Consider the following 13,115-nt stretch of genomic DNA (forward strand, 5'->3'; position numbering starts at 1 on the left):
GGCGCGTGGTGCGTGCCGGGTCGCGCTCCCACTGCGGCGCAGTGGCGCATCCGCTGCACGGCCTCCGGACCGCAAAGACGATTGCACCTTGCAGCCTGTAGCCCTCTCCCGATACAGCGTCGTCAACTGCCTCGGCGCAGGCAAGCAGCCTACGCTCGCCGCGCTGCGCTCGCGCCGCTCCGGCCTTCAGCCCTGCACGTTCGAAGCGGCACGCCTCGACACCTATGTCGGCCAGATTCCCGACGATTGGCTCGCGCCGCTCGACGCCGCGCTCGCGGAGTTCGATTGCCGCAACAATCGCCTCGCTCAGCTTGCCCTGCGCCAGGACGGATTCGAGGACGCGGTGCGCGAAGCCGCGCTGCGCTACGGTACCGAGCGCATCGCAGTCGTGGTCGGCACCAGCACGTCGGGCATCCTGCAGACCGAGATTGCCTATCGCCATCGCGACCCGCTCACCGGCGCGCTGCCGGCGCAGTTCCGATATGCCACGACCCACAGTCCCTACGCGCTGGCGGGTTTCGTGCAGCGCTATCTGGCCTTGCGTGGCCCTGCAGTGGTCGTCTCCACCGCCTGCTCTTCCAGCGCCAAAGTCTTCGCCAGCGCCGCACGTCTGCTGGTGGCCGGCGTCTGCGACGCGGCGGTGGTCGGCGGCGCCGACAGCCTGTGCCTCACCACGCTCTACGGCTTCAATTCGCTGCAACTGCTGTCGCCGGCGCGCTGCCGGCCGTTTGACGTTGCGCGCGATGGAATTTCCATCGGCGAGGGTGCAGGCTTCGCACTGCTGGAGCGAGCCGAAACCGCCGACGCGGCAACGCCGTTCCTGCTCGGCGTCGGCGAAAGCTCGGATGCCTACCACATGTCTTCTCCGCACCCGGAAGGTCTCGGCGCGAAACTCGCGATGCAACGGGCGCTCGCCAGCGCCGGCCTGCGACCGGCGGATATCGACTACGTCAATCTGCACGGCACCGGCACGCGCAGCAACGACCTTTCGGAAGGCAAGGCGCTGTGCGCGGTGTTCGGCAACCGCACACCGGCGAGCTCGACCAAGGGGTGGTTTGGTCATACCCTGGGCGCCTGCGGGATCCAGGAAGCGGTGGTAAGCCTGCTCGCCATCGAGCATGGATTCATCCCGGGCAGCGCCAACACGGAAACGGTCGATCCCGCCATCGACATCGACTACGTGGTGAACAATCGCCCGCAAGCCGTCGAGCGCGTGATGAGCAACTCGTTCGGGTTTGGCGGGACCAACTGCAGCCTGGTGTTCGGGCGTGTGGCGCGATGAGGGCCTACGTGGAAGCACTGGGCGTGCGAGCGCCAGGCCTGGTGGGCTGGGCGGCAACGCGCCCGGTGCTCGCCGGGGAACGAGGTTACGTGCCCGCCGCGCTCGAAGTGCCGCGCGCGGACCTGCTCCCGCCGGCGGAGCGGCGCAGAACGGGACTGCCGGTCAAACTCGCGCTCGCAGTCGGCCAGGAGGTCATCGAGTCGGCGCGCTGCGATCCGGCTGATTTGCCCACGGTGTTCTGTTCTTCGGGCGGCGACGGCGAGGTGATCAACGAGATCTGCCAGACGCTCGCGGGAGCGCAGCCCGAAGTCTCGCCCACGCGCTTTCACAATTCGGTGCACAACGCACCCGCCGGCTACTGGGGAATCGCCACCCGTTCGACCGCGGCTTCGGTCAGCCTGAGCTGCCTGGACTGCAGCTTCGCCGCCGGGCTGCTCGAAAGCGCGGCGCAACTGGCCACCGGAACCCGGCGCGTGCTGCTCGTTGCTTGCGACGTTCCCTACCCGCAACCCCTCGGGCAGGCGCGGCCGCTCGGCGCGCCGTTCGCCTGTGGCGTGCTGCTGGCCGGGGAGCGCGGCCCGGCTACCATCGCTTGTCTGGAAGTGGGCATCGCCGACGGTGAGCGCGAGTCGACCATGCCGCAACCCGCGCTAGAGGAACTGCGCCGCGGCAACCCCGCGGCCCGTGCTCTGCCGTTGCTCTCCGCGCTGGCCGGGCGGGAGCCGGCTCGGGTCGTGCTCGACTACGTTACGGGCCGCCAACTGTCCGTCGACCTCACCCCATGCTGATCGGTCCCGAGCGCATCCGCGATCTCCTGCCGCACGCCGGCGCGATGTGCCTGCTCGATGCCGTGGTCGAGTACGACGCCATGCGCATCCTGTGCGTGGCCACCAGCCACCGTGCCGCATCCAATCCGTTGGCGCGCGAAGGGCGGCTGGCCGCGGTCTGCGGCGTGGAGTACGCCGGCCAGACCATGGCCCTGCACGGTGCGCTCACCATGCCCGCTCGGAACAGGCGCGCCGGCTACCTGGCGGCGGTGCGCGACATGCGCTGCCCGCGCGCCTGGCTGCACGACTGCGGCCCCGAAATGTGGATCGAAGCGTGCCTCCTCGTCGCAGCGGGCAGCCGTGTCATGTACGAATTCAAGCTGACCTCCGGTGGTACGGTGCTGGGAACGGGCCGCGCGGCCGTAGCGCTGGAGGCATCGCCCGAGACTGCCCCCGCGCAGCGCTCCGGGTAGAAAAAGGCCTCTTCGCGCAGGCCTTTCTCGGGGTGTCCGCTGCGGCCTCAGCTCAGGCTACGCGCAGAGCCGTCGGGTCCGCCGCGCGCAGCGCTTCGATCCGCTCGTCGAGCGGCGGATGAGACATGAACAAGCGTTTCAGGCCCATGCCCTGACCGCCCGAGATGCCGAAGGCCCGGATCTGATCGGGAAGCTGAGACGGCTCGTACTGGGCCTTGAGCCGCTCCAGCGCCGCAATCATCTTGTGCCGCCCCGCCAGCGCGGCACCGCCCGCATCGGCCCGGAACTCGCGGCGCCGGCTGAACCACATCACGATGATGCTGGCAAGGATGCCGAGCACGAGTTCGGCCACGATCGCGGTGATCCAGAAAGCGGGGCCGTGCCCGCGCTCGGTCTTGAACACCAGCTTGTCGACGATGTTGCCGATGATCCGGGACAGGAAAATGACAAAGGTGTTCACTACGCCCTGGATGAGCGCCAGGGTCACCATGTCGCCATTGGCAACGTGGCTGACTTCGTGTCCGAGCACGGCCTCGGCTTCCTCGCGCGTCATGCGCTGCAGCAGCCCCGTGCTCACCGCTACCAGCGCAGCGTCGCGATTCATGCCCGTGGCGAACGCGTTGACCTCGGGCGATTCATAGACTGCGACCTCGGGCATGCCGATGCCGGCCGCCTGTGCCTGCCGGCGAACCGTTTCGACGAGCCAGCGCTCGACCTCGGTACGCGGTGTATCGATCACCTGCGCGCCGGTCATCATCTTGGCTGACCACTTGGACATGGCGAGCGAGATCAACGCGCCACCGAACCCGATGACGCCGGCAAATACCAGCAGGGCCGTCAGATTGAGACCGCCGCCGGCCTGCTCCAGCACCCGATCGACGCCCAGCAGCCGCATCGTGATGTTGAGCACGAAGATGACGGCCAGGTTGGTTATCAGAAACAGGAAGATGCGCTTGATCACTTGTCACTCCGCATGTGTGATGAGCCGCGAATTTAGAGACTCGTCTCAGAAACGAGTTCCGGAAACCCGAACGCAATCATTGGACGGACTCGAGTTGGAGATTCAGTTCCAGCCAGTGCTCCTCGACCTCCTGAAGCTGCCGGGACACCCGCGCCTGCTGCAACAGGCATTGCTTCAGTTCCTCTTTGCAGGCTTCGCCGTATAAGTCGGGCGTGGCCAGGCGTTTTTCAAGCCGTGCCTTGTCGGCCGCAAGGCGCACCATCTGCTCCTCCAGCGTGCGAATCCGTTCCTGTAGAGGCCGGCGCCGCGCGGAGCGACGCTCGCGCACCCACGCTTCCTCGCGGCGTCGTTCCCTGCGGCCGGGAGTAACGTGGCCGACACCGGCCGGCTGCTCCGGGACACTCTGCAACTGCTGGGCATAATCGTCCACGTCGCCCGGAAATTCCCGGACCGTACCGTCGGCGACCAAATACAGCTCGTCGCATGCCGCGCGCAACAAGTGCCTATCATGGGACACCAGCACCATCGCGCCGGCGAATTCCTGTAGCGCGCGCAAGAGCGCGTAGCGCATTTCGAGGTCGAGGTGGTTGGTCGGTTCGTCGAGCAGCAGCACGTTGGGACGCCGCCACGCGATCAGCGCGAGCGCCAGCCGCGACTTCTCGCCACCGGAGAAGCGCCCGACCGGGGTCAGGGCCATGTCCGCCCGGAAATCGAAGCCACCGAGAAAGTCGCGCAGTTCCTGCTCGCGCGCAGCCGGATCGGCGCGCATCAGATGCGCGAGCGCGCTTTCGTCGGGGCGCAACTGATCGAGTTGATGCTGCGCGAAATATCCGATCGCCACCCCTTTGCCCTCCACCCGCGCGCCTTTCAGGGGTACCAGTTCGGCGGCGAGCAGCTTGACCAGCGTGGACTTGCCGGCGCCGTTGCGCCCGAGCAGTCCGATGCGGGCACCGGCCCGCAAGGCGAAATCGACCTCGCGCAGCACCGGCTCGCCGCCGTAGCCCACGGTTGCGGCGTCGATGACGATCGCCGGATCGGGCTGCGCAGGCGCAGCACGGAACGAAAATTCGAAGGGTGCGTCGACGTGCGCCGGCGCGATGCGATCCAGACGTGCGAGCGCTTTCAGGCGGCTCTGCGCCTGGCGCGCCTTGGTCGCCTTGGCGCGAAAGCGCTCAATAAAGGCGCGGGTCCTGGCGATCTCGCGCTGCTGTTTGTCATACGCCGCCCGCCGGCCGGCCAGCCGCTCCGCCCGCTGGCGCTCGAAGGCCGAGTAGTTACCCTCGTACAGGCGCAACGCCCCGTCTTCGATGTGGCAGATGCTGCGCACCGTGGCGTCCAGAAAATCGCGGTCGTGCGAGATCAGCAAGAGGGTGCCGGGGAAACTGCGCAGCCAGCTTTCCAGCCAGACGATCGCGTCGAGGTCCAGGTGGTTGGTCGGTTCGTCGAGCAGCAGGAGGTCGGAGCGGCACATGAGCGCCCGGGCGAGATTCAGGCGCACGCGCCAGCCGCCGGAAAAGTCGTCGACGGGGCGTGCCAGGTCATGCTCCCGGAACCCCAGTCCATGCATGAGCTGAGCGGCCCGCGCCCGCGCGGCATAGCCGCCGATCTTCGCCAGCCCCTCGTGCAGCTCCGCCAGCCGCAAGCCGTCCCCGCTCGCCTCGGCCTGCGCGATGCCCGTTTGAAGCGAACGCAGTTCGGCATCGCCGTCGAGCACGAATTCAATGGCCGGACACCGGCTGGGGGGCAGCTCCTGCAGAAGGCGTGCGATGACGATGCCGGGCTGAAGCTCGAGCTGGCCGGAGTCCGGATGCAGCTCTCCGGCCAGCAGAGCGAACAGGCTCGACTTGCCGACACCATTTGCGCCAGTCACGCCGACTTTCTGGCCGCGAAAGAAAGTCACCGACGCATGCGCGAAGAGCAGCCTTGCGCCGCGCCGCAGCGCGACCTCGCGCAGGAAGATCATCGGGTGGCGAGCGCGCCGCCCACCGGAGCGGGCGGGACGATGGGGTGGCCGATGGGATTCGAACCCACAACAACTGGAATCACAATCCAGGACTCTACCGTTGAGCTACGGCCACCACTGAGACGGCCAGTCGGCTCGGCGCCGACGGGTTTGGCGTGCCCGACAGGAATCGAACCTGTAACCCCCAGCTTAGAAGGCTGGTGCTCTATCCGATTGAGCTACGGGCACGACTCCATTCCGGCCACCCGCTGTTGGTCGGGGTGGAGAGATTTGAACTCTCGACATCCTGCTCCCAAAGCAGGCACGCTACCAGGCTGCGCTACACCCCGGAGGCGGCGAACTATACCGTTCGGGAGTGCACAGGTCAACGAAACTCCTGCTCCAAAACAACGCTCTATTGCATTCGCGTGGCCCTGATCGGGCCGCGGTTGCACCCCCCCGTCTTTTCTGTTAAGAAGGCGCATTTTTTGGGAACGGTAAGGTCCCGGAAAGGTTCCAATGGCTTCCGAGTTTCGCACGCAGTTCAAGCCGTACGTGCCCAAGAAGGGCGAGCCGTACATGAGCCCGAAGCAGCTGGAGCACTTCAGAAGAATCCTCACCCAACTCAAGGACGAACTGAGCGAGGACATCGACCGCACCGTGCACACGATGCAGGACGAAGCGACGGTTTTCGCCGACCCGAACGATCGCGCCAGCCAGGAATCGGACATGGCGCTCGAGCTGCGCAACCGGGACCGCGAACGGAAGCTGATCAAGAAGATCGACGAGACGATCGCCAAGATCGACGCCGGCGAATACGGTTATTGCGAGAGCTGTGGCGTCGAGATCGGGTTGAAGCGCCTGGAAGCGCGGCCCACCGCAACGCTGTGTATCGACTGCAAAACCTTGGACGAAATGCGCGAGCGCCAAGTCGCCAAGTAGCTGCCGCGGCTGGCGTGCGGTCACTGACCGGCCGCGCGGAGAAAAAGGCTGCCTTGTGGCAGCCTTTCTTTTTTTCTGTTTCCACGCCTGCCGCCGAGCGGTGCCACGGGGCACGCTCGCCGGCTTCAAGCCGATGTCATGGCGGAGCGGAACTTAGAGCGAGCCTACGTGGACCAATAGCCGTAGGCGGTTCAGCGACCGCCGTGAACAGTGGAACACAAGCCATGAAGTCATCCGAGAGCATCCCGAACCCGCGAGATATCCGTCTGCGGCTCGGTCTCAACCAACAGGAATTCTGGGGCAGGATCGGCGTAACCCAGAGCGGCGGGTCCCGTTACGAAAGCGGCCGACGCATGCCGAAACCGGTGCGCGAGCTGCTGCGGCTGGTGCACGTCGAGCAGATCGACATCCGCAAGCTCACCAAGGGCGATATGGCCCTGATCACCTACCTCAAGAGCGCTCAGCCCGCGCTCTATCGGCGGCTGAAGGAGGCGGCGACGCGGCGGAGCACGCCGCACCGCCGCCGCACCGGGCGTTAGCCTAGGGCGTGACCTTGACCTCCAGGCCCAGCGCCCGGATGCGCCCAGCGTAGGCTTCCAGCCATTGCGCGGGAAGGCTGGAGAGTCGCTCGGCCTCCGGCTGTTGCGACTTGCGCGCCAATCCATAGAGCAGCACCCCGCGAATCGGCACGCGCGCCCTCAGGCGCTCCTCCAGCAGCTCCAGGTAGGCCTGCTGCTCTACTTCCGACGGAGCCGCGCCGTCGAGAGCGAACACACAGGTCTGCACCCATGTCGGGCAGGCATGGGCCGCGATCGCCAGATTCTCCCTGACGCGCGCGAGGCCACTGCGCGTGTCGTTGACAAGGCGCATCCCATGCGTGCTGCCACTGTCGATCTTGAACCACACTTCTCCCTGCTGGCCGCGCAACTTCTCGACGCCGGACTTGACTTCCCTGCGATGAAGCAGGCTGCCGTTGGTGATGAGGACGGTTTTTACCTCCCGTGGCACGTTGAGTTCCGCGCGCGTCTCGCCGATGATTTCGATGACGTCCTCGAATTCCCTCGCGCTGGTGGGCTCGCCATTGCCCGACAGCGCGATGTCGTTGAGCCGGCGCGAACCTTCCGGGACGCGGCTTTGCAGAAAATCGCCGTGCAGCACCTGCCCTAGGAACAGGCGCAACTCTTCGCGCAGCCGCGGCAAATCGACCTCGGGCGCCGCTCCGCGCCGCAGCCCGGGCACCTGGCAATAGATGCAGCGCCAGTTGCAGGCATTGTTGACATTGAGGTTGATCCCCACCGAAAGGCCTCCGGCACGCCGGGAGACCACCGGATACACATAGCGCAAACCGGCCGCGGCACGATCGTGATCGACGACGGTTAGCGTTTGGCTCCTGGCAGCGGGTACCATCGGACGGCGACTTCGGGAAGAACGAATCGACGGACAGCCAACATGAGTCAAAGCCATTCGAAGCCGACTGGCGAAGAAGTGAAGAAATTCGCTCGCTTCGCGAGCCCTCTGGCGGAGGCGGTGAGATTCGAACTCACGGAAGGGTTGCCCCTTCGCAGGTTTTCAAGACCTGTGCATTAAACCGCTCTGCCACGCCTCCTTACGATTCTGCGGTCCGGGCTCCGACTCACCTGATGAGACCAGTCCGCGCGACGTTCGCCTGCAATACGCTTGCGATCCTCGGACTCTACAACCCTGACCCACCTCGGTAATCAGCCGGTTGTGCGCGCCGCATGTAACCAATTGTACGCCTTGTACGCCGAGAAAGCAGTCCTGCCGCCACTTCAAGCAATTGAAACTTGAGGGCTCGTTAGGTAGTCTTACGCCTGCAACCGCTCTTAACCTTTCCGGAGGCAGACACAAAATGCAACCCGAAGTCCAGGTGATGACGCAGTCCGCGCAACTGGCGCTTGCGCAGAATCGGGTCCTGCGCAACACCTACATGCTGCTCGGGCTGTCGATGATCCCGACGGTCATCGGCGCGATCGTCGGATTGAATACCAATTTCGCGTTCCTCGCGCAGTACCCGATCATGGGGCCACTGCTGATGTTCGCGGTCATGATCGGCGCCATGTTCGGAATCGCGGCGCTGCGCAACAGCGTCTGGGGCGTGGTCGCGATGCTCGCGTTCACCTTCCTGATGGGCTGGTGGCTCGGGCCGATTCTGCAGTATGCGTTGAATCTGTCGAACGGGCCTCAGCTGGTGGGCATGGCGGCGGGCGCGACCGGCCTGATCTTCTTCGCGCTGGCCACTTACGTAACGACGACGCGCAAGGACTTCAGCTTTCTGGGCAAGTTCCTGTTCGTCGGCCTGATCCTGCTGATCATCGGCGCGATCGCCAATCTGTTCTTCCAGGTGCCTGCGGCCTCGCTGACGATTTCCGCCGTCGCCGTCATCCTGTTCGCGGGCTACATGCTCTACGACGTGAGCGCGATCGTCCATGGCGGCGAGACGAACTACATCATGGCCACCTTGCGCGTGTACATCGACATCTACAACATGTTCGTACACCTGCTGAATCTGCTGCTTGCATTCGCCGGCAATCGCGAATAGCGCCCTGACTCGCTGACGCAAAGGGCGGCCTGGTGCCGCCCTTTTGTTTCTCCGCTGTCAGCGCCATCCTCCCGTTCGAACAGCGCGATCGACTCCACGTGGGAGGTGTGCGGAAACATGTTGACCACCCCCGCGGCCACCAAGCGGTAGCCGTTGACGTGCACCATGACGCCCGCATCGCGGGCGAGCGTTGCCGGATTGCACGAGACATAAACGACGCGTCGCGGTCCCTGCGACCCCAGGAGCTTCACCAGCGCGATCGCTCCGTCACGCGGAGGATCGATCAACAGCTTGTCGAATCCTCCCAGCGCCTGCCACTCGGATTCGGCGATTTCGAACAGATCGAGCGCACGAAACGCGCATCGGGCCTGCAAGCCGTTATGCGCCGCGTTGCCGGACGCGCGCTCGACCAGCGCGCGATTGCCTTCGATGCCCAGAACGTGCGCCCCTCGGCGCGCGATAGCCAGGGAGAAATTTCCCAGTCCGCAGAACAGGTCGCCGATTCTTTCACCCGGACGCGGATCGAGCAGCGCGACCGCGCGGCGCACGAGAACGCGGTTGATCTCGTGGTTGACCTGGGTGAAGTCCGTCGGGCGGAAGGGAAACTCGAGGTCGAAGTCGGGGAGACGGTAGCGCAGCGGCGGTGCCGCATCCGGGTGAAACAGCCGAGCGCTGTCCGGTCCGCCGGGTTGCAGATAGACCGTCACCCGATGGCGGTCGGCAAAGGCGCGCAGCCGCGCCTCGTCGGCTTCGGAAAGCGGCTGAAGGATGCGGAACACCAGCACATCGGCGTCCTCGCCGATCGCCAGCTCGATCTGAGGCAGTCGCTCGCGGATCGACAGGCCGCTCACCAGCTCGCGCAACGGCAGCAGCAGCGCCGAGATCCGCGGCGGGACCACGTCGCAGGAGGGCATGTCGGCAACGTAAGTGTGGCGCCGCTCGCGAAAACCGACGAGGGCGACGGCGCGGTTGCGCACGTAGCGCGAGGAGAATCGCGCGCGGTAGCGGTAACCCCAGAACGGGCCGTAGATCGGTCCCAGCATCGTCTCCGGCACGACCTTGCCGATGCGCGCCAGGTTGTCTTCCAGCACGCGCTGCTTGACGGCCACCTGCGCGCGCGGCTCCAGATGCTGCATGCTGCAGCCGCCACACACGCCGAAGCTCGGGCAGCGCGGGGTTACGCGTGTGGGCGCTGCCCGCACGACGCGCTTCGCGACCGCCAGCGCGTAACTCGGTTTGTGCCGGTACGCCTCGAGCTCGACCACTTCGCCCGGCAGCGCGCCTTCGACGAAAAACACCTTGCCATCGACATGCGCAATGCCGCGGCCCTCCTGGTCCAGGGCTTCGATGCGGGCAAGAACCGCCGTCATGGACTGCGCGCTGTCCAGGCGGCCAGAAACTCCTTCCAATGCGCTTCGCGGGAGCGTTCCAGCGCACTTCTCACCATCTGCAGTTCGCGCGCATGGCGCGGTTCGTCCAGGGCTCCCCGTAGCAGCTGAAAGCGCAGATACACGAGGTAGGTGTTCACGACGTCGGTCTCGCAGTAGGCGCGGATCGCCTGGATGCGACCCGCCTGATGCGCCTCCCATACCCGCGAGCCCGCCATGCCCAGCTTCCCCGGAAAGCCGAGCAGCTGGGCGACTTCGTCCAGCGGCGCTGCCGCGCGACCCTGGTAGAGCGACAGCAGATCCATCAGGTCCAGATGCCGCGTGTGGTATCGGCTGATGTAGTTGTTCCACTTGAACTCGCGGTCCTCCTCGCCCATGTCCCAGTAGCGGGCCGCCTGGACGCTGTGCAGGAGAGCCCGGTAGTGCAGCACCGGGAGATCGAAACCGCTGCCATTCCAGGACACCAGTTGCGGCGTGTACTTGTCGATGCCCTCGAAGAAGCGCTGGATCAGCACTTTTTCCGGGTCCCCGGGATCGCCCAGCGACCAGATGCGGAAGGTGTCGCCATCGCGCAACGCGCAGGAGATCGCCACCACGCGATGCAGGTGCAGCGGCAGGAAGTCGCTGCCGGTCTTCTCGCGTCTTTGCTGGAAGGCAAGCTCGGCGACTTGCGCATCCGGAAGATCGCGCGGCAACGATTGCAGGCGGCGCAAGCTGTCGGTGTCAGGGACGGTCTCGATGTCGAACGCAAGAATCGGCGTCATGGCGAAATTGAGGATGTTGTCGGGCATGATCCGACATATACGCCGAAGCCGCTCACCGGGCTGGGCGGGTCGACGGCCGCGCAGGGCGCTACGGCAGGGAATTCAGCGCCGATCGAGCAACCACTCCACGTAGCGCGACACGCCCTGCTCCACCTTCAGAAACGTCGCCTCGTAACCGGCGGCGCGCAACTGCGTCAGATCCGCCTCGGTGAAGCTCTGGTATTTCTCCTTCAGGCCTTCCGGGAAGGGAACGTATTCGATGCAGCCGCTTGCCTTCATCGCGTCGAGCGTAAGCGGCGGCTGGCCGTTCGCTCGCCGCAAGGCGTTGACCGTGGCTGCCGCCACATCGTTGAACGTCTGCGAGGCGCCGGTGCCGCAATTGAAGATTCCCGAGCGCCCGGAGTGTTCCAGAAACCACAGATTCACCTTCACCACGTCCTCGACCGATACGAAGTCACGGCGCTGCTCGCCGGCGCCGTAGCCGCCGCTGCCCTCGAACAGGCGCACCTTGCCGGTGGCTCGGTACTCGTTGAAGAAGTGATACGCCACCGACGCCATGCGTCCCTTGTGCGCTTCCCGCGGGCCGTAGACATTGAAGTAGCGCAGGCCCACCACTTGCGCGCGGTTCTCCGACCAGCGCCGCCGAACCATCTGGTCGAACAGAAACTTCGAGTAGCCATAGACGTTCAGCGGCCGCTCGAACTGACGCTCCTCGCGAAACTCGGTCGACGCGCCGTAGACCGCCGCGGAGGACGCGTAGATGAAAGGCACCCCTTCCGCCTGGCAGTACGCCAGCAGGTCCATGGAGTAGCGGAAGTTGTTTTCCATCATGTAGCGGCCGTCGGTCTCCATGGTGTCTGAGCAGGCGCCCTGGTGGATGACCGCCGAGATCTCCCCGTCGAACGCTCCCGCCTGAAGGGCGTTGCGGAAATCGTCCTTGTGCAGATAGTCGGAAATCTCGCAGTCGACCAGGTTGCAGAACTTGTCGGCTCGGGTGAGGTTGTCCACCGCGATGATGTTGTCGATTCCGCGGTCGTTCAGCGCCTTGACCAGATTGGCACCGATGAAGCCGGCCGCGCCCGTGACGACGATGTGCATGTCCCGATCCCGCTCTACGCGAACAACTCCTCGGAACGGACCACCGCCGTACCGAGTTTGCCCACGACGATCCCGGCCGCCCTGTTGGCCCAGCGTACGGCTTCCGGCAGCGGCTGGCCCGCCGCCAGCATGACCGCCAGGATGGCGATCACCGTGTCGCCCGCGCCGCTCACGTCGTAGACTTCGCGCGCGACGGTCGGCACGTGCAGCCGCTCCCCTGCGCGGTAGAGCGTCATGCCTTCTTCGCTGCGGGTAATGAGCAAGGCGTCAACGTTCAGACTTTCGCGCAGCGCCTGAGCGCGAGCCGTGAGATCGTCCTCGGATTTCCAGCGTCCCGCCACTTCGCGGAATTCCGCGCGATTGGGCGTGAGCACCGTGGCGTTGCGGTAGCGTGAATAGTCGTCACCCTTGGGGTCGACCAGCACCGCCTTGCCCCGCGCCCGGGCGCGCTCGATCATCTGTTCGATGTGCTTGAGCCCGCCCTTGCCGTAATCGGAGAAGACCACGACGTCGCACTCGGGAAGACAGGACTCGAAATCCGCCAGTTTCGCCGCCAGCACTTCGTGGCTCGGTTCGGTTTCGAAGTCCACGCGCAGCAGCTGCTGCTGCCGGCCGATGATCCTGAGCTTGATCGTGGTGGCGAGCGAGGCGTCCCGGTGCAATTGCGCCGTAATTCCTTCCGCCCGGAGCAGAGCCGTCAATGCATCGGCGGCCTCGTCCTGGCCGACGACCGACAGCAACAATGCGCACGCCCCGACCGCCGAGATGTTGCGGGCGACGTTGGCCGCCCCGCCCAGCCGCTCTTCGGTGCGGTTGATCTTGACCACCGGGACTGGTGCCTCGGGCGATATCCGGCTTACCTCTCCGAACCAGTAACGGTCCAGCATCACGTCGCCCACGACCATGACCCGGGCGGCGCGCAAGGCCGAAGGATGAAT

Annotated in this window: 13 protein-coding genes and 4 tRNA genes; 6 read left to right on the forward strand and 11 right to left on the reverse strand. The window is 65.6% G+C overall.

The annotated features are described in order from the left end of the window. The first annotated feature begins 88 nt into the window (after positions 1-88). Genes VNM24_16205 through VNM24_16215 form a run of 3 tightly spaced genes read left to right on the forward strand, consistent with a single transcriptional unit; the run spans position 89 to position 2,522 of the window. Complete coding sequence (locus VNM24_16205) at positions 89-1,282, forward strand: beta-ketoacyl-[acyl-carrier-protein] synthase family protein (GenBank protein ID HWQ40126.1); 1,194 nt, start codon at positions 89-91, stop codon at positions 1,280-1,282. Then, positions 1,279-2,070 (forward strand): beta-ketoacyl synthase chain length factor, encoded by a 792-nt coding sequence (locus VNM24_16210; GenBank protein ID HWQ40127.1) that lies wholly within the window; start codon positions 1,279-1,281, stop codon positions 2,068-2,070. Before VNM24_16205 ends, VNM24_16210 begins: the two co-directional genes overlap by 4 nt. After that, positions 2,064-2,522: a hydroxymyristoyl-ACP dehydratase gene (locus VNM24_16215; GenBank protein ID HWQ40128.1), complete on the forward strand. Its 459-nt coding sequence runs from the start codon at positions 2,064-2,066 to the stop codon at positions 2,520-2,522. The genes VNM24_16210 and VNM24_16215 overlap by 7 nt, the downstream gene beginning before the upstream one ends. Positions 2,523-2,574: 52 nt before the next feature. Here VNM24_16215 and htpX read toward each other — a convergent pair whose 3' ends face one another. The 5 genes from htpX to VNM24_16240 form a co-directional block, all read right to left on the reverse strand. After that, positions 2,575-3,480: a protease HtpX gene (gene htpX / locus VNM24_16220; protein ID HWQ40129.1), complete on the reverse strand. Its 906-nt coding sequence runs from the start codon at positions 3,478-3,480 to the stop codon at positions 2,575-2,577. Positions 3,481-3,559: 79 nt separating this feature from the next. Then, positions 3,560-5,446: an ATP-binding cassette domain-containing protein gene (locus VNM24_16225; protein ID HWQ40130.1), complete on the reverse strand. Its 1,887-nt coding sequence runs from the start codon at positions 5,444-5,446 to the stop codon at positions 3,560-3,562. A gap of 40 nt (positions 5,447-5,486) precedes the next feature. Beyond that, positions 5,487-5,561, reverse strand: a tRNA-His gene (locus VNM24_16230). A 36-nt stretch (positions 5,562-5,597) separates the two neighbouring features. Continuing rightward, positions 5,598-5,674, reverse strand: a tRNA-Arg gene (locus tag VNM24_16235). A 24-nt stretch (positions 5,675-5,698) separates the two neighbouring features. Further along, a tRNA-Pro gene (locus tag VNM24_16240) sits at positions 5,699-5,775 on the reverse strand. Positions 5,776-5,944: 169 nt separating this feature from the next. Between VNM24_16240 and dksA the strand changes: the two genes are divergently transcribed. Further along, positions 5,945-6,367 carry an RNA polymerase-binding protein DksA gene (gene dksA / locus VNM24_16245; GenBank protein HWQ40131.1) on the forward strand — a complete coding sequence of 141 codons (423 nt, stop codon included), beginning with the start codon at positions 5,945-5,947 and terminating at the stop codon, positions 6,365-6,367. A 224-nt stretch (positions 6,368-6,591) separates the two neighbouring features. Further along, entirely contained in the window at positions 6,592-6,906 is a 315-nt protein-coding gene (locus VNM24_16250; protein ID HWQ40132.1) for a hypothetical protein, read from the forward strand. A 1-nt stretch (position 6,907) separates the two neighbouring features. Here VNM24_16250 and VNM24_16255 read toward each other — a convergent pair whose 3' ends face one another. Both VNM24_16255 and VNM24_16260 read right to left on the reverse strand, forming a co-directional pair. Next, positions 6,908-7,774, reverse strand: a complete 867-nt coding sequence (locus tag VNM24_16255) for a radical SAM protein (protein HWQ40133.1) — start codon at positions 7,772-7,774, stop codon at positions 6,908-6,910. Between the two features lie 109 nt (positions 7,775-7,883). Further along, positions 7,884-7,973: transfer RNA gene (locus tag VNM24_16260), tRNA-Ser, on the reverse strand. A gap of 264 nt (positions 7,974-8,237) precedes the next feature. Between VNM24_16260 and VNM24_16265 the strand changes: the two genes are divergently transcribed. Beyond that, the gene (locus VNM24_16265) at positions 8,238-8,927 is read left to right on the forward strand and encodes a Bax inhibitor-1/YccA family protein (GenBank protein HWQ40134.1); all 690 of its coding nucleotides are present in this window, start codon (positions 8,238-8,240) and stop codon (positions 8,925-8,927) included. On the opposite strand, the gene rlmD is transcribed toward VNM24_16265, so the two are convergent. The 4 genes from rlmD to rfaE1 form a co-directional block, all read right to left on the reverse strand. Then, complete coding sequence (gene rlmD / locus VNM24_16270) at positions 8,867-10,297, reverse strand: 23S rRNA (uracil(1939)-C(5))-methyltransferase RlmD (protein HWQ40135.1); 1,431 nt, start codon at positions 10,295-10,297, stop codon at positions 8,867-8,869. The two genes, VNM24_16265 and rlmD, sit on opposite strands and share 61 nt — an antisense overlap. Next, on the reverse strand, positions 10,294-11,079 hold the full coding sequence (locus VNM24_16275; GenBank protein ID HWQ40136.1) for a 3'-5' exonuclease: 786 nt from the start codon (positions 11,077-11,079) through the stop codon (positions 10,294-10,296). The genes rlmD and VNM24_16275 overlap by 4 nt, the downstream gene beginning before the upstream one ends. Positions 11,080-11,181: 102 nt before the next feature. Further along, a complete protein-coding gene (rfaD, locus tag VNM24_16280) occupies positions 11,182-12,177 on the reverse strand; it encodes an ADP-glyceromanno-heptose 6-epimerase (protein HWQ40137.1) in 996 nt (331 codons plus the stop codon). Positions 12,178-12,191: 14 nt separating this feature from the next. Next, positions 12,192-13,100, reverse strand: coding sequence for a D-glycero-beta-D-manno-heptose-7-phosphate kinase (gene rfaE1 / locus VNM24_16285; protein ID HWQ40138.1), 909 nt, complete (start codon positions 13,098-13,100; stop codon positions 12,192-12,194). Between the last annotated feature and the right edge of the window lie 15 nt (positions 13,101-13,115).

This window comes from Burkholderiales bacterium, assembly GCA_035560005.1.
Classification (GTDB): Bacteria; Pseudomonadota; Gammaproteobacteria; order Burkholderiales; family Eutrophovitaceae; genus DASRFY01.

Excerpts from the sequence above, each read along its gene's own strand:
- dksA (HWQ40131.1), top strand. The coding sequence starts at position 5,945 with ATGGCTTCCGAGTTTCGCACGCAGTTCAAGCCGTACGTGCCCAAGAAG.
- rlmD (HWQ40135.1), bottom strand. The coding sequence starts at position 10,297 with ATGACGGCGGTTCTTGCCCGCATCGAAGCCCTGGACCAGGAGGGCCGC.
- rfaD (HWQ40137.1), bottom strand. The coding sequence starts at position 12,177 with ATGCACATCGTCGTCACGGGCGCGGCCGGCTTCATCGGTGCCAATCTG.
- VNM24_16210 (HWQ40127.1), top strand. The coding sequence starts at position 1,279 with ATGAGGGCCTACGTGGAAGCACTGGGCGTGCGAGCGCCAGGCCTGGTG.
- VNM24_16250 (HWQ40132.1), top strand. The coding sequence starts at position 6,592 with ATGAAGTCATCCGAGAGCATCCCGAACCCGCGAGATATCCGTCTGCGG.
- VNM24_16275 (HWQ40136.1), bottom strand. The coding sequence starts at position 11,079 with ATGACGCCGATTCTTGCGTTCGACATCGAGACCGTCCCTGACACCGAC.
- VNM24_16215 (HWQ40128.1), top strand. The coding sequence starts at position 2,064 with ATGCTGATCGGTCCCGAGCGCATCCGCGATCTCCTGCCGCACGCCGGC.
- VNM24_16255 (HWQ40133.1), bottom strand. The coding sequence starts at position 7,774 with ATGGTACCCGCTGCCAGGAGCCAAACGCTAACCGTCGTCGATCACGAT.
- VNM24_16225 (HWQ40130.1), bottom strand. The coding sequence starts at position 5,446 with ATGATCTTCCTGCGCGAGGTCGCGCTGCGGCGCGGCGCAAGGCTGCTC.
- VNM24_16265 (HWQ40134.1), top strand. The coding sequence starts at position 8,238 with ATGCAACCCGAAGTCCAGGTGATGACGCAGTCCGCGCAACTGGCGCTT.